Origin of the sequence: Patulibacter minatonensis DSM 18081 (genome assembly GCF_000519325.1) — a bacterium.
Classification (GTDB): domain Bacteria; phylum Actinomycetota; class Thermoleophilia; order Solirubrobacterales; family Solirubrobacteraceae; genus Patulibacter; species Patulibacter minatonensis.
Genome location: NZ_KI912613.1, coordinates 3,947,400 through 3,970,964, shown reverse-complemented (window position 1 = coordinate 3,970,964; position 23,565 = coordinate 3,947,400). Strand labels below are relative to the sequence as shown.

Genomic DNA, 23,565 nt, shown 5'->3' with positions numbered 1-23,565 from the left:
GCCGGACGATGGTCCTGGAGGTGTGGCCCCGGCGTCCGATAGGGGCCACTACGCGGGCAGCAGGCCGAGGTCGGCCAGCACCGCGCGGATCTGCGCGCGCTCGGCGTCGTCGGCCTCGATCATCGGCAGCCGCAGCCCGCCGACCGGCCGGCCGACGAGGTCGAGGGCGGCCTTGATCGGGATCGGGTTCGTGGTGACGCCGAGCACCCGGTAGAGCGGCTGGAGGCGGGCGTCGATCTCGGCGCGCCGCTCGGGCGTGGCGTCGACCATCTCGCGCAGCAGCGGACCGGTGAGGTGCGAGACGACGCAGATGCCGCCGGCGCCGCCGAGGTCGAGGGTCCGGGCGAGGACGTCGTCGTTGCCCGCGTAGAGCGTCAGGCCGTCGACGAGCGCGAGGTTCGCGTTGTTCGCCTGCTTGACGGCGTCGACGTGCTCGATCTGCGCGAGCTCGGCGAGGAGCTCGTTGTCGAGGTCGAGCGTCGACCGCGACGGGATGTTGTAGAGGACGATCGGCTTGTCCGTGGCCGCGGCGACGGCGCGGTAGTGCGCGACGATGCCCCGGCGGTTCGGGCGGTTGTAGTAGCCGACGACGTTCAGCGTGCCGTCCGCGCCGAGCTCCGTGGCGCGCTCGGTCAGGTGGATCGACTCGCGGGTGTCGTTGCCGCCCGCGTTGGCGATGATCGACGTGCCGGCCGGCTTCTCGCGGATCGCCAGCTCGACGAGCGCCAGGTGCTCCTCGACCGAGAGGGTCGAACCCTCGCCCGTGGTGCCGGCGACGACGAATCCGTCGGACCCGTTGTCCGCGAGGTGCTGGAGCAGCGCGACGAAGGCGTCCTCGTCGACGGAGAAGTCGTCGCGGAAGGGCGTGACGACGGCGGTGATGATCGTCCCGAGGGCGGACACCCCTGGAATCCTCCCAGAGCGGGGGGTTCGCTGCGGTGCGGCGGGGCACGGACGTGCCGGGACGGTGACGGAACCGTGCCGGGGGTGCGCGGACGCGGTCCGGGCCGACCGGACCGATACCGTGCCAGCGTGCCCGGCGGCCCTGACGAGGAGATCCTCGAGCTCGAGGTCGTGAACGTCCGCTTCCGCAGCGACGACGGGCAGTTCGCGGTGCTCGACGCGGTGCCGTCCGGGGCCGACGCGGTCCCGGGGGGCCACGAGGTCGTCGTCGGCCCCGTCGGCCATCTGGACGAGGGCGACGTCGTCCGGGCCAGCGGGCGCCGGACGCAGCACCCCAAGCACGGCGAGCGGTTCCAGGTGCGGGCGCTGCAGAGCGTGGCGCCGACGGAGGACGAGGCCGTCTCGCGGGTGCTCCAGCGGGTCCCGGGCGTCGGACCGAAGGCGGCCGGGCTCCTGATCGAGCGCTTCGGCGAGGAGCTCCTCGAGCGCCTGGACCGCGAGCCGCGCGACGTCCTGCGCCGGGTCAAGGGCCTCACGGGCGAGAAGCTCGCGGAGGCGGTCGAGGCGTGGCGGGTCGAGGCCGGACCGCGCGCGGTCCGCCTGCTCCTGGAGCGCCACGGCCTCGACGCCGCGACGATCGGCCGCGTCATCCGTGCGCTCGGGGACGAGCCGGACGTCGGCCTCCTGAAGTCCGATCCGTACCGGCTGACGTCGCGCTCCGGGATCGGCTTCCCCACCGCCGACGCGATCGCGATCGCGCTGGGCGAGGACCCCGGCAGCGCCGAGCGGCGCCGCGCCGCGCTGGTCCACGCCCTCGCGCGCGCCGAGGACGACGGGCACTGCCACCTCCCCCACGACGAGGCGATCTCCCGCACCACGCGCCTGCTGGCCGGCCGCGACGCCCCGTGGTCGCAGGTCGACGCGCTCGCTCCGGCGGTCGCCGAGGCCCTGGAGGGCCTGATCGCCGACCACGCCGTCGTCGACCGCGACGGCCGCGTCGCGACGCTCGAGCTCGACGAGGCCGAGACGCTGCTGGCCGAGATCGTCGCGCGGATGACGACGGACGTGCCGACGATCGACGTCGACGTGGAGGACGACCCGCCGACGACGGACCCGGCGGTCGCCGAGGGCGGCGCGGCGGGCTCCGATCCGCTGCCGTCGCCCGAGCAGTGGGAGGCCGTGCGCCTCGCGTGCGCGCACCGGCTCTCGATCCTCACCGGCGGTCCCGGCACCGGCAAGACGCAGACGATGCGGGCGCTGGTCCGCGTGCTGAAGGACGCCGGTCGCTCCGTCCTGCTCTGCGCGCCGACGGGCAAGGCGGCGCGGCGGCTGTCGGAGGCCACGGGCGCCCAGGCGACGACGATCCACAGGCTGCTCGGCTTCGTCCCCGGCGACGGCTTCCAACACGACGAGGACGACCCGATCCCCGACGGCGGGATGCTCGTCGTCGACGAGGCGTCGATGCTGCCGCTGGACCTCGCCGTCGCGCTGCTGCGGGCCGTCGGGCCGCAGACCCACGTGCTGCTGGTCGGGGACGTCGACCAGCTCGCGCCGGTCGGCCCCGGGCGCGTGCTGCAGGACCTGCTCGAGTCGCAGATCGTCCCGGCGGTGCGCCTGACCCGGATCTTCCGCCAGGCGGAGCGCTCGCTGATCGTCCGCTCCGCCCACGCGATGAACCACGGGCAGCCGCCGATCACGCAGCCGGGACCGGACGACGTCCGCGACTTCTTCTTCATCGACCGGTCCGACGCCCTGGCGGCGGCCGACGAGATCGTCTCGCTGGCGACCGCGCGGCTCCCGACGCACTACGACGTCCCGGCCGTCGGCGGCGTGCAGGTGCTGGCGCCCCAGCGCCGGGGCGCGTGTGGCGTCGAGGCCCTGAACGCCCGGATGCGGGAGATCCTCAACCCGGGTGGCCGGCAGGCGAAGGGCAGCGCCCTGCGCGAGGGCGACCGCGTGATGCAGACCCGCAACGACCACGAGGCCGAGGTCATGAACGGCGAGCTCGGGATGCTCGTCCGCGTCGACGGCGACGACGCGCTGCTGCAGATGGACGACGGCCGCACGATCCGGCTGCCGCTCGTCCGGCTCGACACGTGGGAGCTCGCCTACGCCTGCACGGTGCACAAGGCGCAGGGCTCGAGCATCCCGGTCGCGGTCGTGCCGGTGCTCACGGAGCACCGCCACATGCTCACCCGGAACCTCCTCTACACCGCGGTCACCCGGGCGGAGAAGGCCTGCGTGATGGTGGGCGACCGTGCCGCGGTCCGTCAGGCCCTGGGCCGGGTCGACGGGGCGACGCGCTACACGGCGCTGCCGGCCCGCATCCGCGAGGCGCTGGGCGACGCGGTGGGCTGAGCGACGTCGGCGTCGTCGGGCGGCACGGGGCCCACCCGACGACGCGCGGCGCTCACGGTGCGACGGTCAGAACGACGCGTCCGCCCCGCCACCGCCGAAGTCGCCGCCCCCGCCGCTGAAGTCGCCGCCACCGCCGACGTCGGAGGAACCGACGTCCGACGAACCGATGTCGGAGGAGCCGACGTCCGAGGACCCGACGTCCGACGAGCCGACGTCCGAGGCACCGACATCGGACGAACCGACATCGGACGGCCCGGGATCAGAGCTGTCGACCGAGGGGGTCGGGTCGGGTGCGTCGACCGAGGGGGTCGGGTCGGGTGCGTCGACCGACGGGCTCGGGTCCGGTGCGTCCACGGACGGCGTCGGGTCCGGCGCATCGACGGACGGCGTCGGGTCCGGTGCGTCGACCGACGGGCTCGGGTCCGGTGCGTCCACGGACGGTGCCGGGTCGGGCGCGTCCACGGACGGCGTCGGGTCCGGTGCGTCGACCGACGGTGCCGGGTCGGGCGCGTCGACCGACGGGCTCGGGTCCGGTGCGTCCACGGACGGCGTCGGGTCCGGCGCATCGACCGACGGCGTCGGGTCCGGCGCGTCCACGGACGGCGTCGGGTCCGCCGCGTCGACCGACGGGCTCGGGTCCGGTGCATCGACGGACGGCGTCGGGTCCGGCGCGTCCACGGGCTTCGCCGGAGTCGGAGCCGGGTCCGGCGCGGGCGCAGGCGCCGGGTCCGGCGCGGGGGTCGCCGGTGCCGGCTCGGTCGGCAGACCGAGCAGGGAGCGGACCGCGGCGTTCTGGGCCTCGGCGGCGTCGACCTGGGACTTGCCGTAGGACGAGATCGCCCCGACGAACGCGTCGCGGGCGGACCGGGCGGCGTCGCCGATCCACGAGCCGAGCTGGGCCCAGCCCGCCTGCTGGGCGTTCGCCGCGTCGATCTGCGCCTGCCCGTACGACGAGAGCGCGGCGTTGATGTCCTTCGTCGGGATCACCAGCGTGCCGGCGACCGACGCCGAGGCCTCGGAGCCGAAGCTGTTGCGGATGCCCTCGGCGTCGCGGCCGGTGATCGTCCCGGTGTTGCGGTCGTAGGTGACGCCGCCGCTGAACTGCCCGCCGACGGTCGTCCCGGGGATCGTCGCGTTGACCGCGCCGCCCAGGGTCGTCTGGCCGGCGGTGTTCGAGTCGGCCTGCAGGGAGCCCGAGAACGGGCTGCCGGGCGGGCCCGACACCGACAGGCGTCCGCGGAGGCCGACCGAGGAGGCGGACGGGACGTCGCCCTGACCGGCGGTGAACGAGCCGCCGGCACCGGCGCCGACGAAGCCGGTGATCGCGATGCGGTCGCTGTTGCCCGACAGCTGCACGCCGCCGCCGAGGCCGTCGAAGCCGGAGATCCCGACGGTGTACCCGCGGCTGGGGGCGGCGGGAGCCGGGGCGCCGCCGCCGGGCGTCGGGGCCGGGGCGGATGAGATCGGGCCGGGCGCGAGGTCCGCGGCGTGGGCGTCGCTCGAGAAGGCCAGGGCACCGGTGCCGAAGACGGCGACGGTGACGGCGGTGGCGGCGAACAGGCGACGCCGGACGCGGGGCGCGTCGGGCGTCGGGGCGAGACCGGTGACGCACGCCGACCGGTGGAGGACGGACACGGTGAGTCCGCAGGAGAACGGGATCCGAGACACAGGAGACTCCTTGCTCAGGGGGGATCGGGCACGGCCGGGCCGTGCTCGCGGGAGGTGCCGCCGCGCGGAGCACGCGTCGGCACGGGACCGCTCTCCCGCTGCCCGGCGCCGCACGCGCGGACGGGCCCGAAACCACAGGATGTTCACGCCGGTCGGCGCCCGCGCACGCTCCTGGCGGCCCGGCGCTCGATCAGGCCAGGGCGCGGCGCAGGACGACGAGCTCGAGGTCGTCCCGCAGCGGCCGGCCGTAGCGCTCGTCGCCGTACGGGAAGGGCTCGGTCTCCCCCGTGCGGACGTAGCCGCGGCGCTCGTACCAGGCGATCAGCTCCGTGCGCTGCCGGATCACGGAGAGGTGGAGCGCCGTCGCGTCCCAGCGCTGCACGGCGTACCGCTCGGCCGCGGAGAGGAGCTCGCGTCCGGTGCCACGTCCCTGCTCGGACGGCGCGACGGCGAACATCCCGAAGGCGACGCGGTCCTCGCGTCGACCGACCGCGCAGCACGCGCCCGGGGTGCCGTGCGGGCCGGTGCGGAGGACGACGTCGTGAAGGCTGACCAGCAGCTCCCGGAGCATGCCCGCGTCGATCCGTCCGCCCTCCAGCAGATCCGCCTCGGTCGTCCACCCCGCGCGGCTGGCGGTCCCCCGGTAGGCCGCATGCACGAGCTGCAGCAGTCGCGGGAGTTCCGCGATCCCGGCGATCCGGGCGACGTGCGCGGTGTCGGCACCGGGGGGCGCGGTCCGCCCGCCGGCCGCCGCGGGCGCCGGCCGCGTCCCGCCGGTCACAGCGCCCGCTCCCAGCGCTCGGTCGCGGTACCGCCGGCGTCGACCGCCGGGGCGCCCTGCTCGTGGGACCAGCCCCGGGCGGCGTAGAAGTCGCGGGCCCACCAGTTGCCGGCCAGCACCCGGAGCACCGCGCCCGAGGCGCCCGTCCCCCGCATCAGGTCCTCCGCGGCCGGCAGCAGCAGGCTTCCGACGCCGGCCCCCTGGGCGGTCGGATGGACGTAGAGCGCGGTCAGCTCGGCGGTGCTCGCGGGCAGGTCGTGCTCGCGTCGGCGCGGCAGGACGGCGGCGAAGCCGATCGCCCGGTGGCCCTGGACGGCGACGAGCGTGCGCAGCCCGTCGGGCCCGCTCGGTCCGTCGAGGCGCCGCCGCCACGTCGCGGTCTCCTCCTCGACGTCGAGGTCCATCAGGAGCCGCGGGTCGACGAGCTCCTCGTACGCGTGGTGCCACGCCGCGATCCGCGTCACCGCGATGTCCGCGGCGTCCTCCGCGGTGGCGGCGCGGACCTCCACGGTCAGTCCTCGAACAGGAGGCGGTCGAGGCCCACCGTCAGCGGCGAGGACAGCGTGCCCACGCGACGGACGGCGAGCACGACGCCCGGCATGAACGACGAGCGGTCCAGCGAGTCGTGGCGGATCGTCAGGGTCTCCCCGAGGCCGCCGAGGAGGACCTCCTGGTGCGCGACCAGACCGGGCAGACGCACGGAGTGGACCGGCGGTGCGACGCCGGTGGCGTCCTCGATCAGCCGAGCGGTGTGGGCCGCGGTCCCGGACGGTGCGTCGAGCTTCTTGTCGTGGTGCAGCTCGATGATCTCGGCCTTCTGCATGTGCCGGGCGGCCTCGGTCGCGAAGCGCATCATCAGCACCGCCCCGATCGCGAAGTTCGGGCCGAAGAAGACGTTCGCGCCGGTCTTCCCCTCCAGCGCCGCGAGGTCCCAGCCGGACGTCCCGATGACGACGTGGACCCCGGCCGCGATGCACTCCAGCGCGTTGTCCACGACCTGCGTGGGCTGGGTGAAGTCGACGACGACGTCGGCGTCCGGCAGGACCTCCGCCAGGGTGGTGCCGAGCGACGGGTCGGCGCGGCCGGTGAGGACCAGACCGTCGGCGGCCTCCACCGCGTCGCACACCGTGCTGCCCATGCGGCCGGCGGCCCCGGCGACCGCCACGCGGATCTCGCTGCTCATGCCGATCATCGTCGCACTTCGGGTCCGCGCCCCGCCGCCCCGTGCTCCTGATTCACTTCCGCCATCGCGGAGCGCCCTCTCATCGACTCCGCCCGCCGACTCGCGGGCGTCTCCCGGCCGACCTGGGCCGTCGCGGTCGCGGCCCTCCTGGTCGCGGCGCTCTCGGCGCTCGGGCCGGTCCGCCCGCTCGGCGCGGCCGCCGTCGCGGTGCTCCTCGGCGTCGCGGGGCACGGTCTGGTCGGGGCGGCGACCGGTCGCCTGCCGTGGCCCGCGCGCGGCGGGGTGGCCGTCGGCACCGGGTTCCTCGTGGCCGCCGTGCCGCTGCTCGCGCTCGCCGACGCGGACCTGTTCGGCACGGTGGGGGTCGCGGCGGTCGGTCTGCTCCTGACCGTCGTCGCGTCCGCCGGTGGTGGTCGGGCGCGACGCGTCGCCGCGCTCCCGGTGGTCCTGCTCGCGCTCGCCGGCGCCGCGGCGGCCTCGATCCCGGCGTACGCGTTCGACCTCGGCGGTCGGGACGCCGGCTTCTACGTGATGACGTCGGAGCACCTCCAGCGGGACGGCGGCCTGGAGCTGACGCTCGACCGCGACGCCCGCGAGGCGACCGCCCGCCTGGCCCCGGAGCAGATCGGCGCCGACGAGCGGCGTCCGCTGCCGGGGTTCTTCGTGCGAGACACCCACCACGGCGCGACGACGAGCGTCGTGCCGCACGGCTACCACCTGACCCCGGCGGCGATGGCCGGCGGCGGCACGGTGACCGGCGGCGCCGGGCAGTGGGTGATCACGCTGCTGGGCGCCGTGCTGGTGCTCCTGGCGGCCGGGGCGGCGGCCCTGCTCGTCCGTCCGGGACTCCGCGCCGCCGCATCGCTCGCCGCCGGGGCCCTCCTGGCCGGCAACGCGGCGCTGATCTACTTCTCCCGCTATCCGATGACCGAGGTCCCGTCGGGCGTCGTGCTGCTGACGGCCGGGCTCGCCGCCGCGGCCGCGTTGCGTGGGGCCGGGCCCCGGGTCGCGGTCCTCGCCGGCGCCGCCCTCGGGGCCGCGCCGCTGGCGCGTCCGGACGCCTGGCCGCTGCTCGTCGTCGCCCCGCTCGTCACCTTGCTCCTCGCGTCGGTCGACCGCCGCGCCGCCCGGGCGTTCGTCGCCGGGCTCGGACCGCTGGTCGTCGTTGCCGCGCTGCGGGCGCTGACGGCGTCCGAGGCGTACACGAAGGAGACCATCGGCTACGTGCTCGGGGGCGTCTCCCCCACCGCGATCGTGATCGGCCTCGCGGTCCTGGCCGTCGGGGCCTCGGCGCTCGGCACCGCCGTCCCCGCCGCCTGGCAGGCACGGGGCGCCGTGGTGCTCGGCCGCGTCGTCGACCGCCCGGTGGTGCTCCGCGCGGCGGCCGTGGTCGTCGGGCTCGGGACCGTCGTGATGGTCGTCCATCCGCCGTCCCTCGGCCTCGAGATCTTCGGGCGCTACGCCACGCGACCGGGCGTGCTCCTCGCCGGTGTCGGGCTCGGGGCGCTGCTCCTGGCGCCGCCCGCGGACCGGCGCAGGCTCGTCCCCGTCGTCCCGCTCCTCGCGCTCGCGGGCGTCGCGCTCGCGCTCGTCGCCCGCGACCCGCAGGTCCTCCTGCCCGACGAGTACTGGACGGCCCGGCGCTACCTGCCCGTCGCGCTGCCCGTCACGGCGGCGCTCGCGGGCGTCGCCGTCGCCGTCGCGTGGGGGCTCCGCGGCGCCGGGCGTCCCGGGCGCGCGGCCGCGGTGGCCGCCCCGCTCGTCGCCGTCCTCGCGCTCGGCCTGTCGCTCTCCGACGCCCGGCAGGCGGTCACGACGACCGAGTTCGACGGCGTCCCCGCCCGGGTGCAACGCATCGACGCCCTGCTGCGAGGGCGGGATCCGCTCGTGATCATGGGGCCGGGGTACACCGCCTGGGGCATGCTCGGCCCGGCGCTCGCACTCCGTCAGGACCGGCAGGTGCTGATGCTCGCGACGGCCCGGCGCGCGGGGCAGGAGCGCGTGGCGACGCTCGACGACCCGCGGCTCTCGCGGTGGCTCGGCCGGGTGGCGCGACGGCGCCCCGTGTACCTCGTGACGTCGAACGTGCCGCAGTTCGGGATCGCGTCGGACCCGAAGGACGTGCTGCCCGTGAGCGTCGGCACCGTCGAGTTGCCGATCACGCAGATCGACCACCGCGTGGGCGGCGCCCCGCGGTCGCACGACACGACCACGGACCTCATCACGGTCTCGCGCCTGCAGCCCGGCTCCGGCCGCTGAGCCCCCGCGCCGGCGCGGGCCGGGAGCGCCGGACGCCTCAGCCGAGGGGCGACCCTGCAGGCGCGGGCAGGGTCCGCTCGTGTCAGGCCCCGGGCAGGTGCCCGGCGACCGGGGCGAGCGCCGCGCGGAACGCGTCCTCGTCGGGCCCGACGCCGGCGGCCGCGAGGCCCTCCGGCGCGTAGAGGTCGGCGGCGAGCGCGCGGACGTCCTCGGCGGTGACGGCGTCGATCCGTTCGGCGACGTCGTGCGGCGAGCGCAGCTCCAGCCCGTGGAGGACCGCGCGGCCCAGCACGTGCATGCGGGCCTGCGTCGACTCGAGCCCCAGGAGCAGCCGGGCACGCGCGTTCTGCTTGGCCCGGGTCAGCTCGTCCTCGTCGACGGGCTCCCGTGCGATCCGCGCGAGCTCCTCGGCGACGATCGTCAGGGCCTCCGCGAGGTTCTCCGCACGGGTGCCGAGGTAGACCCCGGCCATCCCGCCGCCGCGGTGCTGGTCGTCGAACGTCGCCACCGCGTAGGCGAGACCGCGGTCCTCGCGGACGGCGCGGAACAGCCGGGACGACGGCGTGCCGCCGAGGATCGTGTCGAGGACCCGCAGCGTGTAGCGGCGGTCGTCGCCCATGCCCGGCCCGCGACCGGCGATCGCGACCTGGACCTGCTCGGTGTCGCGCCGCCGGAAGATCACGCGGGGCGCGGTCGGCGGGGCGACGCCGGGGTCGTTGTCGTCCTCGGGACGGTCCGGCCCGGGGTCGGTCGGGACGGCGACGCTCGCGAGCTCGCAGAGCCGGCCGTGATCGACGGCGCCGGCCGCGGCGACGACGATGCGTCCCGGCCGGTACCGGCCGGCGTAGAAGTCCCGCAGCGTGTCGCCGTCGGTGCCGGCGACGACCTCCGGGGTGCCGATGACGGGGCGCCCGAGGGCGTGCTCCCCGAAGACGGCGGTCGGCAGCAGCTCGAAGACGAGCTCCTCCGGGTCGTCGTCGATCATCGAGATCTCCTCGAGGACGATCTTGCGCTCGAGCGCCAGGTCGTCGTCGCGGAGCAGCGGTGCGGCGACCATCTCGCCGAGCATCGGGAACGCGCCCGGCAGCTCGTCGGCGAGGACGCGGGCGACGACCGCGGTCTCGTCGCGGCTCGTCGCCGCGTTCAGGTCGCCGCCCAGCGCGTCGAAGCGCTGGTCGACCTCGGCGGACGTGTAGGACCGCGTCCCCCGGAACAGCATGTGCTCCAGGAGGTGCGCGCGCCCGGCCTCCGCGTCCCGCTCGTGGCGGGCGCCCGTGCCGATCCAGACCCCCGTCGCGACCGAGAGGGCGGACGGGATCGTCTCGGAGACCACCGTGACGCCCGACGGGAGCCGCGTGACGCGCGGCTCCGTCGGGTCGCCCTCGGCGTGCTGGTCCGGCACGGAGGCGATGGGACTAGTCCCGGCCGCCGGAGCGCTCGCGGCGACGACGCGGCGGGCGGTCGCTGGCCTCCGGGTCGCGGTCGCGGCGCGGCGGACGGCCGCCGCCCTCGCCGTCGCGGCGGGGCGGGCGATCGCCACCGCCGCCACCACCACGCGGGCCGCCGGACTTCTTCAGGTCCTTGAGCTCCTCGGCGGTCTTGCCGGCGATCTCCGGGTCGTCCGACAGGCGCAGGCCGACGCGGCCGCGCTCGCGGTCGAGCTCGGCGACGCGCACCTTGATGACGTCGCCCTGCGAGAGGACCTCCTCGACCGTGTCGACGCGCTTGCCCGGCGACACGTTGGAGATGTGCAGCAGGCCGTCGGTGCCCTTGATGAGCTCGACGAACGCGCCGAACGTCGTCGTCTTGACGACCTTGCCGTCGAACTCGTCGCCGAGCGCCACGTCGCGGGTCATCGCCGACAGGCGGGCCACGAGGGCGTCGCCCTTCTCGCCCGAGGACGAGTAGACGTTGATCGTGCCGTCGTCGGAGATGTCGATCTGGGCCTCGAACTCCTCCTGCAGGCCGCGGATCGTCTCGCCGCCCTTGCCGATGACCATGCCGATCTTCTCGGGATCGATCTTCAGCGACAGGATGCGCGGCGCGTACAGCGAGAGCTCGGCGTTCGGGCCGTCGATGACGTCCTTCATCTTGCCGAGGATCTCGAGGCGCGCCTCCTTGGCCTGGGCCAGGGCGTCGCGCAGGATCTCGAACGTGACGCCCGTGATCTTGATGTCCATCTGGAGGGCGGTGATGCCCTCCTCGGTGCCCGCGACCTTGAAGTCCATGTCGCCGAGGTGGTCCTCGACGCCGGCGATGTCGGTGAGGACGATGTAGTCGTCGCCCTCCTTGATCAGGCCCATGGCGATGCCCGCGACCGGGGCCTCGATCGGCACGCCGGCGGCCATCAGGGACAGCGACGAGCCGCAGACCGACGCCATCGACGAGGAGCCGTTGGACTCGAGGATGTCCGACACGACGCGGATCGTGTACGGGAAGTCCTCGATGGAGGGGACCACCGGCACGAGCGCGCGCTCGGCCAGGGCGCCGTGACCGATGTCGCGACGCTTCGGGCCGCCCAGGCGACCCGCCTCGCCGACGGAGAACGGCGGGAAGTTGTAGTGGTGCCAGTAGTAGCGGTTGGTCTCGAGCCCGAGGGTGTCGAGCCGCATCTCCTCCTTCAGCGTGCCGAGGGAGACGACCGACAGGGCCTGCGTCTCGCCGCGGGTGAAGAGGGCGGAGCCGTGGGTGCGCGGCGCGGTGCCGGTCTCGATCGTGATCTGGCGGATCTCGGTCGAGGCGCGGCCGTCGGGGCGGACCTTCTGGACGGCGATGCGGTCGCGGATCGCGGCCTTCTCGAGCGCGTCGACGACGGCCTTGACGGCCTTCGCCTCGTCCGCGGGGGTGTCCTCGTCGACGTACGCGTCGTAGGCGGCCTGCTTGGCGGCCTCCGTCGCGTCCTGGCGCTCGAGCTTGTCGGTGACCTGGGTCGCCTTCTCGATCTTCTTGCCGTGGGCGCGCTTGACCTTCGCCAGCAGCTTGGTGTCGAGGCTCGGGGCCTCGTGCGCGACCTTGTCCTTGCCGGCCTTCTTGCGCAGCTCGAGCTGGGCGGCGACGAGCTTCTGGATCTCGCCGTGGGCGATGTCCAGCGCGTCGAGGATCTCGGCCTCGGGGATGACGTTCGCGCCGGCCTCGACCATGAGGATCGCGTCGGCGGTGCCGGCGACGATGAGGTCGAGGTCGCTGTTGCCGCTCTCGAGCAGCGACTCCTCGGGCGGGTTGACGACGATCGTGCCGTCGATCTTGCCGATGCGGACGGCGCCGATCGGCTCCGGCAGCGGGATCGAGGACAGCGTCAGCGCGGCGGACGCGCCGTTCATCGCGAGGATGTCGTACGGGTGGACGTGGTCCACCGAGATCGGGAGCGCGACGACCTGCGTCTCGAAGCGCCAGTTCTTCGGCAGCAGCGGCCGGATCGGGCGGTCGATCATGCGCGCCGTCAGCGTCGCCTTCTCGCCGGCCTTGCCCTCGCGCTTGAAGAACGAGCCGGGGATCTTGCCCGCGGCGTAGGAGCGCTCCTCGACGTCGACCGTCAGGGGCAGGAAGTCGAAGTCCTTCAGGCGGCCCATGGAGGCCGTGCAGAGGACGACGGTGTCGCCCTGCCTGACGGTGACCGCGCCGGAAGCCTGCTTGGCGAGCTTGCCGGTCTCGAAGGTGATCTCCTGGCCGGAGATCTCCACGGACACCGTCGTCACGTCGTCGTGACTCATATGTCGTTCCTCGTCTGCGCGCCCCATCGGATCTGGCGCGCCTCTTGATTCTCGTCGTTCCGAACGGATCGAGCCTAACGGAACGTGCGGCGTGCACGGGCGATGGCCCCGGGGCCGCCCCGCCCGCTACGGCGCGGTGGCGCAGGCGACCCAGACCTCGGGGCGGACGCCGGTCGTGACACCACCGGGCGGGTTATAGACGCTGACGCGCCACCCGACGAAGCGCTCTCCGTCGACGACGTCCACGGTGTTCGGCCCCGCGGGCCGGGAGGAGACGACGACGGTGGCCTCCGGGACGTTCAGGTCACCCCGGAAGCCGCCGGCGACCCCCTGCTGGCCTGCGGGGCACGTCGCGTCGTACGCCTGTCGCTGGCCGTCGGGCAGGTCCGCCGTCGCGCGGGAGTAGCGGACGGTCACCGCGCCCAGCGCCCCGGTGGGCCCGCGGTCGCCCTTCTCGCCCGTCGCACCGGGGTCGCCCGCGGGGCCCGCCTCGCCGCGCGGCCCCGCCGCGCCAGGAGCACCGGGCGGGCCCGCCGCTCCGGCCTCCCCCGCCGGTCCGCGTGCACCGGGCGCGCCCGCCGCCCCCGTGCCCGCCGGGCCCTGCGGTCCCGTCGGCCCGGCCGGACCGACGCCGCCCGCGGGCAGCTCGCCCGCCTTGAAGTCGCGTCGCAGGAGCGACCCGTCCTTGACCTTCGCCGTCGTGATCGCCCCGTCCTTCACCTTCGCGACCGACACGGCCGACGGGCGCAGCTGCGCGGTGCCGACGCTGTTCCTCGGCAGCGCGACGGCGGCGTAGCTCGTCCCGCCGAGGGCGACGGAGAGCGCGACGCAGGCGACGACCATGGCGGGCGTCGGACGGCGGAGCTTCGTGCGGAGCGGCATCGGGGTCCTCGGGGTCGGCGCGGCCGCCCGGATGGCGGAGCCGTCACGGCCACTCTGCGGTCCCGCGGCGGACCCCGCATCGGGGAGCTCCCCCGCCCGGGGTGCCGCGGGTACGATCGCCGCCCGTGCTCCGCTCGTTCCCCGCACCAGCTCGCCGTCGGTCCGTGACGGGAGCGCTGGGCGTGCTCCTGCTCGCGCTCGCGCTGACCGCCGTGCTGGCCGCGGCACGCCCCGCCGGCGCGTGTGCGTGCGGGATCGCCTACGGCTCCAAGGTCGGCACCGAGCGGGCGCTGCTCTCGCTGCAGGACGGCCGCGAGGAGATCGTCCTGGGCCTCGACCTCGCGGCGCCGGACGACCCGTCCTCCGGCCCCCGGCGGCCGGCGGTGCTGCTGCCGGTGCCGGCGACCCCGACCGTCTCGGCGGTCGCGGAGGACCAGAAGTCGGTCTTCCAGGACCTGGAGCTCGCCACCCGCCCGATCGTCGTCCAGCGCTCCGGGGACGGCGACGGCGCGACCGCAGGGGCTCCGCGGGGCGGCGTGTCGGTCCTCTCGCGGGAGCGGATCGGCGACTACGACGTGTCCCGCCTGCGGGCCGGGGACGCCGGCGCGTTGCGGCGCTGGCTGAACCGCGGCGGCTACGCGACGCCGGCCGCCGCCGAGCCGGTGCTGCGGGACTACGTCGCCCGCGGCTGGGCGTTCGTCGCGATCCGTCTCGCCGACCGCGTGCGGGGCGACACGGGAACCCTGAGCCCGCTCCGCGTGTCGTTCGCGGCCCGCTCGCTGGTCTACCCGCTGCGGCTGAGCGCGGTGTCGCAGCGCCCGGTCGACGTCCAGCTCTACGTCGCCGGTGAGCACCGGGTCGTCGCGACGGGGTTCAACACGTACTTCGCGGGCTTCGTCTCCGCCCTGCGCCCGGCGCCGCCCGCGGAGGTGCGGTCGCTGGTCCGCGGCCGGTACCTCACGCGGCTGGGCATCGCCAGCAGCGACCCGAAGGCGATCACCTCCGACGTGCACTTCCGCGAGGGCGTGAGCGACCGGCTCTTCCGCGCGTCGACGGACTACCCGTACGAGACGGTGGAGAACTTCGCCCGCGGCCCGCTTCCGAGCGCCCTCGTGACGGCGAAGACCGGCGACAGCACCCTGGAGGACGCGCCGGGCGGCGCGGCGTGGCTCCTGCTCTTCCCGGGCATCGCGCTCGCCGTGCTGTTGGTCTTCGGCGTGCTGCGGCTGCGCGAGCGCCTGCGGCGCGGCTGACCGGGCGCGGACCGCAACGTCGTGGCGGCCCGCGCCCTGCAGGTGTCCCCTGCGCCGGACGCCGAGGACGCTTGCGGCCTACGGGTCGACGTGGGCGACGGAGAACAGCACCGTGCCGAGCGGCCCGACGACGGTGAGCGGCACGCCCGAGCTCTGCCCCACGGAGGCGTGGACCTGCTGCCCGGCGGTCGGGCGGATCGTGGCGCCGACGCTCTGGAGCGTGAGCCGTTCGCGTTGCCCGGCGCCGCACCGACGGGCGCCGACCCGGCCCCCGTCCCGCCGTGGACCCGGGGCGCCGCTCAGGCGCGCTGCAGCAGCGCCGCGATCCAGGCGTCGTCGGGCACGCCGTGCTCGACGACGCCGTCCAGCACGATCGCCGGGGTCCCCACGGCGCCGGCCCGGAGCCCGTCCGCGAGGTCGGCCGCGATCACCGCGGCCGCCCGCTCGTCCCGGCGGTCGACGTCGAAGCGCGCGACGTCGATCTCGAGCGTCCGGGCGAGCTCCCAGAGGTCCGGGTCGTCCGTCCGCCCCGGCGCGGCGACGACGGCGTCGAGGAACGGCCAGAACGCGTCCTGCCGCCCCGCGGCCTCCAGCGCGCCGGCGAGCGCCCGCGGCCGCGGCCCGCGCGCCCGCAGCACCAGGTGGCGCCAGGTCAGGCGGACAGGGGCCGACCGGAGCCGGAGCACCGCCTGCTGGCACCGGGGGCACGTCGCGTCCCCGAAGAGCAGCACCGGCGGTGCGTCCTGCGGGCCGCAGACGTGCGGCCCGGGTGGATCGGGGTCGGGGGCGCCGGCCATCGAGGGGACGGGCTGCTCAGCCCGCGACGGCCGCGAGGCCCTCGCGGACCTTGTCGACGCCCGGCAGCTCGCCCGGCGACGACGCGAGGTGGCTCCACGCGACCGCACCGTCGGGCCCGACGACGACCAGCGCGCGGTTCGTCATGCCGGCCGGCTCGAAGTACGCGCCGAGCGCACGGGACGCGTCGCCCTTCGGCTCGAAGTCGGAGAGCTGCCCGATCGTGACGCCGAGCTTCTCCTTGAACGCGATCTGCGAGAACGACGCGTCGGTCGACACCGCGTACATCACGGCGTTCTGCTGCTCGAGCTCCGGCAGCAGCTCCTCGTAGACCTGGAGCTGGTCGGTGCAGACCGGCGAGAACGCGAAGGGGTAGAAGACGAGGACGGTCGTCCGGCCCTTGAGGTCCTCCTGCGTGAAGTCGCTGCCGTCCTCGTTCTTGAGGGTGATCGGCGGGACCGCGCTTCCGGCGGTGATGATGGCCATGGCGCGATCCTACGGGCCACGGGAGCCGGATCCCGGAACGGTCGCGATCTCCCGCGCGATCGGGTGGGGGTCGCAGGTCCGCGCGGACGACGCCCGGGCCGGCCCGGAACGACGACGACCGGCCAGTGGCCGGTCGAACGGGTCCTGCGGAGCCGCGCCGGAGCGCGGGCCGGGCTACTTGCGGAGCCCGAGCTCCTTGATCAGCGCGCGGTAGCCGTCGAGGTCGTTGCGACGCATGTAGTCGAGCAGGCGACGGCGCTGGCCGACGAGCATGAGCAGGCCACGACGCGAGTGGTGGTCCTTCTGGTGCTCGCGGAGGTGCTGCGTGAGGTCGTTGATCCGCTCGGTGAGCAGGGCGACCTGCACGTTCGTCGAACCCGTGTCCGACTCCGACGCGCCGAAACGGGCGACGATCTCCTGCTTGCGTTCCTGCGTGAGCGACGTCATTCGACCGGAGAAGGTAGCAGGACCACCCGCAAACCCGCGTCCCGCCTGCGGGTGGCGGGCGAGCGAGCCACCCGCCCGGAGCGGCCCGGGACGGGTCCCGCGGCCGGCGTCACGCGGTGGTGAGCCGGCGGGTGTCGACGACGTCCTGCTCCATCTGGACCAGCAGCGCGTCGACGCCGTCGAAGCGCTCCTCGCCCCGCAGCCGCGCGACGAACTCGAGCTCGAGCCGCTGCCCGTACAGGTCGCCGGAGAAGTCGAGGACGTACGCCTCGACGAGGACGCCGAGCTGGGTCTCGAACTGCGGTCGGATGCCGATCGAGACGGCGGCAGGCAGGACCCTGCCGTCCTCCAGCGCCGCGCGGCACGCGTAGACGCCGTGGGCGGGCAGCGCGTGCCCGACGGGCGGCACGAGGTTGGCCGTCGGGTACCCGAGCTCCCGGCCGCGCTTCTCCCCGTGCTCGACCGGGCCGCTGAGCGCGAACGGGGAGCCGAGCAGGTCGGCGGCGTCCGCCACGGCTCCGCGGGCGACGAGCTCCCGGATCCGGGTGGAGCTGACCGATTCGCCGTCGCGTCGCAGGACCGGCACGACCACGGTGGAGAACCGCGGGTCGTCCGCCAGCAGCGCCGGCGTCCCCCCGGCGTCCCGGCCGAACCGGAAGTTCTCCCCGACCCGCACCCCGTCGACCTGCAGGCGGTCGACGAGCACCTCGTCGACGAACGCCCGGGCGTCCTGCGTGGCGGTGTGCGCGTCGAACGGCACGAGGATCAGCTCGTCGACGCCGAGACGCCCCACGAGCTCCGCGCGGCGCTCCACGGTGGTCAGCTGCGGCGGGACCCGCCCGGGCGCGAGGACCGCCATCGGGTGCGGGTGGAAGGTGACGACGGCGTCGGCGCCCGCGATCACCTCGCGGTGCCCGAGGTGCACGCCGTCGAACGTCCCGAGGGCGATCGTCCGGGGACGGCGAGGGGCGTCCTCCAGGGTCGTGATGCGCGCGGTCACGCCCGGAAGCCTACGACGGGATGGACCCGGCCGTCCGGCTCCCGCCGGCCGATGGCGATCGCCTCGCCGCGATGGCACAGCCCGACCTCCTGCAGGTCGGGGCGCTCCGGCACCGCGATCCGCTGCCCGAAGCCCGCTCGGCGGGCGTCCTCGGCGTCGAGCTCGACGGTCGGGATCACCGTCTGGAGGAGGGTGTGGAGCGGGATCAGCCGCCAGTCCTCGCGCTCGGTGTCGGGCGACTGCGCGTCGTCCACCGACAGGTCGCCGATCGCCGTGCGACGGAGCTCGAGGCAGTAGGCGTCGCCGAGGTCGGCCACCAGGGTCCGGACGTACGTCCCGGACGAGCAGCGGATCCGGAAGGACGCGCGGTCGCCGTCGCGGGCGAGCTGCTCGAACGCGTGGACCGTCACCTCGCGCTCGGGGACGACGACGTCCTCGCCGCGGCGGGCGCGCTTGTAGGCTCGTTCCCCGTCGACGCGGATCGCGGAGTAGGCGGGCGGGCGCTGCCGCACCAGGCCGGTCGGGAGCTCCGGTGGGTCCGTGGGCACGCGTCCCGTGACCGCGATCTCGCCCTCCGGGTCGCCGGTGGTCGACGTGGCTCCGAGGCGGGCCACGGTCTCGTACGTCTTGTCCTGCCCCATCAGGCGGTCCTGCAGGCGCGTGGCACGACCCAGCAGGACGATCAGGAGCCCCGTCGCGAACGGGTCGAGCGTCCCCGTGTGCCCGACGCGCCCGGCCTTGCGACCCCCCACCCGGCGACGGACGCGGGCGACGACGTCGTGGCTCGTGAGGCCCGCAGGCTTGTCGATCAGGAGGGCGCCGTCGGGGAACGGCGCGGCCTCCGTGGGCTGCGGGTCCTCGGGCGGCGCCCCCGGCCCGTCCGGGACGGTCACTGCAGCTCGCGGAGCTGGGTGCAGAGGAAGCGCACGAGCTCCTCCTCCCCCAGGTCCGTCGTGAACCCGGCGGCCTGCGGATGCCCGCCGCCACCGCCGGCGCGGGCGATCACGGAGACGTCGATCCCGGGACCCGAGGACCGCAGCGACACCTTCGTCCGCACCACCCCGTCCGCGGCGGCGTCGTCGAAGACCACCTGACGGCCGACCGCGGCGAGCCGCGTGCCGGCGACGGTGCGCAGGTGGTCGATGATGCCTTCGGAGTCGGTGTCCTCGGCGCCCGTGGAGACGTAGTCCTCGCGACGCAGCAGCGAGAACGTGAGCTGGCCGTGCTCCTCCCGGCGGGTGCGCTCCAGCGCCCGTCCGAGCAGCGCGAGCTTCGCCCACGGGGCGCCCTCGTACAGCGTCCGGTAGATCGCGAACGGGTCGACGCCGTGCCGGATGAGGTCCGCAGCCATGCTGTGGGCGCGCTCGCCGGTGTTCTCCCACATGAACTGGCCGGTGTCCGTGACGAGGCCGACGTACAGCGCCTTGGCGGTGTCGAGGTCGATCGGGACCTCGAGCTCGCGCATGAGCTCCCAGAGGATCTCGACGGTCGACGACGCGTCGTCGTCGACGAGGTCGACGTCGCCGAAGCGCGTGTTGTCGTGGTGGTGGTCGACGTTCAGGATCTGCCGGGAGTCGGTGCGGATCGGTCCGACCGGCATGCGGTCCAGCGTGCCGCAGTCGAGGAACAGCGCGGTGCGCTCGCCGAGGTCGTCGGGGACGGCGGTGACCAGGTCGACGGTCGCCAGGGCCGCGTACTCGCGCGACAGCGGCAGGTCGCCGGGCGCGACGACGGCCACCACGTCCTTGCCCATCGCCTGCAGCATGCGCGTGGCCGCCACGAGCGACCCGATGGCGTCGCCGTCGGGGTGCTCGTGCGTCACCGTCACGAAGCGCTCCTCGGAGCGCAGGTGCTGCAGGACGGCCAGACGCGCGTCCCTGGCGACGTCGGCCGTGCTCACCGCTGTGCGTCGTCCGGGATCGCGGTGTGCTCGTCCTCGGTCTCCACCGCGGGCGGCGGCGGGTCGTCGAGGATCTCCTGGATCCGCATGGCGCGGTCGATCGTCTCGTCGAGCTCGAACTTCAGCACGGGCGTCGACTTCAGCCCGAGCTCCTGTCCGACCCTGCGCTGGAGGAAGCCGACCGCGGACCGGAGGCCCTCGATCGTCTCCTCCGGCGCGGCCGCCTCGTCACCGATGCTGAGCACCGAGACGAGGACGGTCGCGTGGCTGAGGTCGCTGCTCGTGCGGACGCCGGTGATCGTCGCGAAGCCGATCCGCGGGTCCTTCAGCTCGCCGCGCTGCAGCACGTCGCCGAGGACCTCGCGGACCGCCTCGTCGACGCGCCGCATGCGATCGGGCTTCATCTACTTCAGCTCGCGGGCGACGCGGCGCTTCTCGTAGGTCTCGATGACGTCGCCCTCCCGCGGCTCGAAGTCGCGCAGGACGATGCCGCACTCGTAGCCGGTCGCGACCTCGCGGGCGTCCTCCGAGAAGCGCTTCAGGCTCTCGATCTTCGTGGTCGCCACGACGTCCCCGTCGCGCAGCACGCGCGCCAGGCCGTTGCGCTTCATGCGGCCGTCCGTGACGTACGAGCCGGCGATGGTGCCGACCTTCGACGCCCGGAAGATCGCGCGGACCTCGGCGGTGCCGACGGTCTCCTCGATCTCGTCCTTGTCGAGCATCCCCTCCATGACGTCCCGGAGGTCGTCGAGGGCCCGGTAGATGATGTCGTAGGTGCGGATCTCGACGCCCTCGTGATCGGCGACGCGCTGGGCGTTGCCGACGGTGTCGGTGTTGAAGCCGATGATCACCGCCTGCGACGCGGACGCGAGCATCACGTCGGACTCGGTGATGCCACCGACGCCCGACAGCACGATGTCGACGAAGACCTCGCTCTGCGGGAGCTTCGAGATCTCGTCCTCGAACGCCTCGAGCGAACCCGCGACGTCGGCCTTGAGCACGAGCTGCAGGCCCTTCTGGTCCTCGGACGCGACGGAGCGCTTGAAGACGTCCTCGAGCGAGAACTTGCGGCCCGACCGACGGGCGATCGCCTCGGCCTTGAGGCGCGTCTCGCGCTCCTCGGCCCGGACGCGCGCCGTCTTCTCGGAGTCGACGACCATGGCCAGGTCACCGGCGTTCGGCACGCCGTTGAACCCCAGGACGAGGACCGGATCGCCGACGCCGGCGACCTCGATCCGCTCACCGGTGTAGTCGATGAGCGCGCGGACCTTGCCCCACTGGGCGCCGGAGACGATCGGGTCGCCGACCTCGAGCGTGCCGCGCTGAATCAGCACGGTCGCCACGGGGCCGCGGCCGACGTCGAGCTTGGCCTCGACGACGACGCCGGAGGCCTCGGTGTCGGGGTTCGCCGTCAGCTCCTGGATCTCGGCCACGACGTTGATCGTGTCGAGCAGGTCCTCGAGGCCGTCGCCGGTCTTCGCGGAGACGTCGACGAACTCGGTGTCGCCGCCCCACTCGGCCGGGTTCAGGCCGATCGTCGCCATCTCGGTGCGCACGCGCACCGGGTCGGCGCCGGGCTTGTCGATCTTGTTGACCGCCACGATGATCGGCACGTCGGCCGCCTTCGCGTGGTCGATGGCCTCCTGCGTCTGCGGCTTCACGCCGTCGTCCGCCGCCACCACGATGACCGCGATGTCGGTGAGACGGGCACCGCGGGCACGCATGGCGGTGAACGCCGCGTGGCCCGGGGTGTCGAGGAACGTGATCGTGTCCTCGCCGTGGTGCACCTGGTAGGCGCCGATGTGCTGCGTGATGCCACCGGCCTCGCCGGAGGCCACCTCGGCCTCGCGGAGCTTGTCGAGCAGCGACGTCTTGCCGTGGTCGACGTGACCCATGATCGTGACGACCGGGGGCCGCTGGACCAGCTCGGCGTCCGAGTCGTCGAAGACCGGGGCCTCGTCCTCCTCGTCGCTGGCCTTGACGATCACGATCTCGCGCTCGAACTCGGCGGCGAGCAGCTCGATGGTCTCGTCGGCCAGCGTCTGCGTGAGCGTGGCCATCTCGCCCATGAGCATGAGCTTCTTGATCATCTCCGGCACGGGCACGCCGAGGTACTCGGCGACGTCCTTGACGGTCGACCCGGAGTTGATCCGGGGGACGTCGACCGTGCGGCCCTGCTCGCCGCGGTTCAGCGGGGCCAGGGCCTCCTCGATCGACTGACGGCGACGGCGACGACGCGGGCGGCGGTTCGGGGGTCCACCACCGACGCCCGGACGACGCGGGCCGCCGGGCTGGTCGATGACGACGCGGCGCTTGCCGGGACCGCCGGCGGCGCCGGGGGCCTTCGGACGCGTCGACGCCGGATCGGGCAGCGCGATGATCTTCGGGCCGGCACCGGCCGCGGGCTTCTCGCCCAGGGTCGGGGGACCCTTGGGCAGCGCGGGCTTCTTGGCGCGGAGGTCCTTCAGCTCGGGAGCCGGCGTGGTCTCCTTCGGCGCCCGCTTGGGCAGGCGACGGACGAGACCGGGCGGCGGGGTGCCGCGACCGGAGCCGGGGCCGCTGGCGGGCTCGGGGAGCCGCGCCGACGGACGCGCGATGGGCTGGGGAGCGGCACGCTCGCCCTGCGGCTGGGGACGCTGCGGCCGCTGGCCGCCACCACCCTGACCGGGACGCTGCGGACCACCGGGGCGCTGGCCACCGGGACCACCGGGACGCCCGCCCTGCTGCGGACGACCACCCTGGCCGCCGGGACGCCTGCGGACCGCCCGGGCGCTGGCCCTGGCCCTGCTGCGGGACGCTGCGGCGTGCGGGGACCGGCACCACCACCGGGCCGGCGCGGGGCGCTGGCCGACGGGGTTCTGGCGCTGCGGCTGGGCCGGCGCCTGGGGCTTCGGCTTCGGGGCGGCCGGGGCGGCCGTCGCGATCACGCGCGGGCCGGCACCGGGGGTCAGACCGCCCGGGGCACGACGCGGCGGCTCCTGCCGCGGCGCGGGACGCGCCGGGCGCTGGGGCTCACCCGGGCGCACGGGGCGCTGGGGCGCGCCACCGGCGGGTGCCGGGCGCTGGGGCCGTCCGCCCTCGCCCGGGCGGACCGGGCGGGCCGGGGCACCGGGACGCTGCGGCGCCTGGCCGCCGGCCGGGCGCTGCGGGGCCACGGGGCCACCGGCCGCCGGACGGGCCGCCGGGCGCTGCGGCGTGCCGGCCGCCGGACGCTGCGGGGCGGGCTGGCCGCCCGCCGCCGGGCGCTGGGGCGCGGCCGCGGCGGGACGCTGGCCCGGCGCGGCGGGGCGCACCGGGCGCTGCCCGGGCTGGGCCGGGCGCACGGGCCGCTGGCCCGCTGCGCCGGGCGCGGCGGGGCGCACCGGGCGCTGACCGCCCGGGGCCTGGGGCTTCACGGGTCGTGCCTCCCCGGGTGCGGGGGGCCGCACCGGGCGGGCCGCCTGCGGCCGCGCGGGTGCACCTCCGCCCGCGGCACCGGTCGTCGGGGCGGCCGGAGCCGCCTGCTTCTCGGGCTTCGCCGGGGTTCCGGGAGCCTCGTCCGCCGTCTTCGAGCTCTTCAGCTCGGAGCCATGGGCCTGGATCAGACGGTTCGCGACGCCCTCGTCGACCGAGGACGACGCCGTTGCGATGTCGTGCCCGTCCTTCTGGAGGGCATCGAGCACCGTCTTGCTCGGGAGGCCATGGGCCTTGGCGATCTCGTGAACGCGCTTCTTCGCCATCAAATGAAAGAGTGTAGAAAGTCCGGGTCGTTGCTGATGGGCCGTCGGAACGCGCGGTTGAACGCGCGTCGCCTCACGGCCTCCTCGGCGCACGTGCGATCGCACACGTACGCCCCTCGTCCTGGGAGCCGGCGCTCGTCGTCGCGGACCACGTGGTCCTCGACGGCGGCGAGGCGGAGGAGCTCCGCCTGGGGCCTGCGTCGGTCGCAACCGACACAGCG

19 protein-coding genes and 1 pseudogene are annotated in these 23,565 nt (G+C 75.1%); 3 read left to right on the top strand and 17 right to left on the bottom strand.

What is annotated here, in order from left to right:
* Window positions 1-48 precede the first annotated feature (48 nt).
* Window positions 49-903 (bottom strand): 4-hydroxy-tetrahydrodipicolinate synthase, encoded by an 855-nt coding sequence (gene dapA / locus PATMI_RS0118510; protein WP_026911958.1) that lies wholly within the window; start codon window positions 901-903, stop codon window positions 49-51.
* A gap of 129 nt (window positions 904-1,032) precedes the next feature.
* Here dapA and recD2 point away from each other — a divergent pair, with 129 nt between their 5' ends.
* Window positions 1,033-3,261, top strand: coding sequence for an SF1B family DNA helicase RecD2 (gene recD2 / locus PATMI_RS31455; RefSeq protein ID WP_036726099.1), 2,229 nt, complete (start codon window positions 1,033-1,035; stop codon window positions 3,259-3,261).
* Window positions 3,262-3,327: 66 nt separating this feature from the next.
* Here the strand turns inward: recD2 and PATMI_RS37995 are convergent, their stop codons facing one another.
* The 4 genes from PATMI_RS37995 to PATMI_RS0118485 form a co-directional block, all read right to left on the bottom strand.
* Window positions 3,328-4,929 (bottom strand): hypothetical protein, encoded by a 1,602-nt coding sequence (locus tag PATMI_RS37995; RefSeq protein ID WP_026911957.1) that lies wholly within the window; start codon window positions 4,927-4,929, stop codon window positions 3,328-3,330.
* Between the two features lie 190 nt (window positions 4,930-5,119).
* Entirely contained in the window at window positions 5,120-5,710 is a 591-nt protein-coding gene (locus PATMI_RS31445; protein WP_084270065.1) for a GNAT family N-acetyltransferase, read from the bottom strand.
* Window positions 5,707-6,219, bottom strand: coding sequence for a GNAT family N-acetyltransferase (locus PATMI_RS35015; protein WP_051472011.1), 513 nt, complete (start codon window positions 6,217-6,219; stop codon window positions 5,707-5,709). The genes PATMI_RS31445 and PATMI_RS35015 overlap by 4 nt, the downstream gene beginning before the upstream one ends.
* 2 nt (window positions 6,220-6,221) lie before the next feature.
* Window positions 6,222-6,893 carry a 4-hydroxy-tetrahydrodipicolinate reductase gene (locus PATMI_RS0118485; RefSeq protein ID WP_026911956.1) on the bottom strand — a complete coding sequence of 224 codons (672 nt, stop codon included), beginning with the start codon at window positions 6,891-6,893 and terminating at the stop codon, window positions 6,222-6,224.
* A gap of 207 nt (window positions 6,894-7,100) precedes the next feature.
* Here PATMI_RS0118485 and PATMI_RS0118480 point away from each other — a divergent pair, with 207 nt between their 5' ends.
* Window positions 7,101-9,152 (top strand): thioesterase domain-containing protein, encoded by a 2,052-nt coding sequence (locus PATMI_RS0118480; RefSeq protein WP_026911955.1) that lies wholly within the window; start codon window positions 7,101-7,103, stop codon window positions 9,150-9,152.
* Window positions 9,153-9,234: 82 nt separating this feature from the next.
* On the opposite strand, the gene PATMI_RS36120 is transcribed toward PATMI_RS0118480, so the two are convergent.
* From PATMI_RS36120 to PATMI_RS35010, 3 genes are all read right to left on the bottom strand, one after another.
* On the bottom strand, window positions 9,235-10,554 hold the full coding sequence (locus PATMI_RS36120; RefSeq protein WP_169738393.1) for a M16 family metallopeptidase: 1,320 nt from the start codon (window positions 10,552-10,554) through the stop codon (window positions 9,235-9,237).
* A gap of 13 nt (window positions 10,555-10,567) precedes the next feature.
* Window positions 10,568-12,862 carry a polyribonucleotide nucleotidyltransferase gene (locus PATMI_RS31430; protein ID WP_051472010.1) on the bottom strand — a complete coding sequence of 765 codons (2,295 nt, stop codon included), beginning with the start codon at window positions 12,860-12,862 and terminating at the stop codon, window positions 10,568-10,570.
* 126 nt (window positions 12,863-12,988) lie between these two features.
* Window positions 12,989-13,744 (bottom strand): collagen-like domain-containing protein, encoded by a 756-nt coding sequence (locus PATMI_RS35010; protein WP_026911954.1) that lies wholly within the window; start codon window positions 13,742-13,744, stop codon window positions 12,989-12,991.
* A 125-nt stretch (window positions 13,745-13,869) separates the two neighbouring features.
* Between PATMI_RS35010 and PATMI_RS0118460 the strand changes: the two genes are divergently transcribed.
* Complete coding sequence (locus PATMI_RS0118460; RefSeq protein ID WP_026911953.1) at window positions 13,870-14,997, top strand: DUF2330 domain-containing protein; 1,128 nt, start codon at window positions 13,870-13,872, stop codon at window positions 14,995-14,997.
* 299 nt (window positions 14,998-15,296) lie between these two features.
* Here the strand turns inward: PATMI_RS0118460 and PATMI_RS0118450 are convergent, their stop codons facing one another.
* The 9 genes and pseudogenes from PATMI_RS0118450 to PATMI_RS38730 all read right to left on the bottom strand — a co-directional run.
* Window positions 15,297-15,794: a DsbA family protein gene (locus PATMI_RS0118450; RefSeq protein ID WP_026911952.1), complete on the bottom strand. Its 498-nt coding sequence runs from the start codon at window positions 15,792-15,794 to the stop codon at window positions 15,297-15,299.
* 16 nt (window positions 15,795-15,810) lie between these two features.
* Window positions 15,811-16,278: a redoxin domain-containing protein gene (locus PATMI_RS0118445; protein WP_026911951.1), complete on the bottom strand. Its 468-nt coding sequence runs from the start codon at window positions 16,276-16,278 to the stop codon at window positions 15,811-15,813.
* A gap of 174 nt (window positions 16,279-16,452) precedes the next feature.
* Window positions 16,453-16,725 (bottom strand): 30S ribosomal protein S15, encoded by a 273-nt coding sequence (gene rpsO, locus PATMI_RS0118440; RefSeq protein ID WP_026911950.1) that lies wholly within the window; start codon window positions 16,723-16,725, stop codon window positions 16,453-16,455.
* Window positions 16,726-16,834: 109 nt separating this feature from the next.
* Window positions 16,835-17,725 carry a bifunctional riboflavin kinase/FAD synthetase gene (locus PATMI_RS0118435; protein ID WP_026911949.1) on the bottom strand — a complete coding sequence of 297 codons (891 nt, stop codon included), beginning with the start codon at window positions 17,723-17,725 and terminating at the stop codon, window positions 16,835-16,837.
* On the bottom strand, window positions 17,722-18,618 hold the full coding sequence (gene truB / locus PATMI_RS31420) for a tRNA pseudouridine(55) synthase TruB (RefSeq protein WP_084270062.1): 897 nt from the start codon (window positions 18,616-18,618) through the stop codon (window positions 17,722-17,724). The genes PATMI_RS0118435 and truB overlap by 4 nt, the downstream gene beginning before the upstream one ends.
* Window positions 18,615-19,625 carry a DHH family phosphoesterase gene (locus PATMI_RS0118425; RefSeq protein ID WP_026911948.1) on the bottom strand — a complete coding sequence of 337 codons (1,011 nt, stop codon included), beginning with the start codon at window positions 19,623-19,625 and terminating at the stop codon, window positions 18,615-18,617. The genes truB and PATMI_RS0118425 overlap by 4 nt, the downstream gene beginning before the upstream one ends.
* Window positions 19,622-20,029: a 30S ribosome-binding factor RbfA gene (rbfA, locus tag PATMI_RS0118420; RefSeq protein ID WP_026911947.1), complete on the bottom strand. Its 408-nt coding sequence runs from the start codon at window positions 20,027-20,029 to the stop codon at window positions 19,622-19,624. The genes PATMI_RS0118425 and rbfA overlap by 4 nt, the downstream gene beginning before the upstream one ends.
* Window positions 20,030-23,344, bottom strand: coding sequence for a translation initiation factor IF-2 (gene infB / locus PATMI_RS36115; protein WP_036726095.1), 3,315 nt, complete (start codon window positions 23,342-23,344; stop codon window positions 20,030-20,032).
* A pseudogene (locus tag PATMI_RS38730) lies at window positions 23,344-23,556 on the bottom strand (DUF448 domain-containing protein); the annotation flags it as partial. The gene infB and the pseudogene PATMI_RS38730, both read right to left, overlap by 1 nt.
* Window positions 23,557-23,565 lie beyond the last annotated feature (9 nt).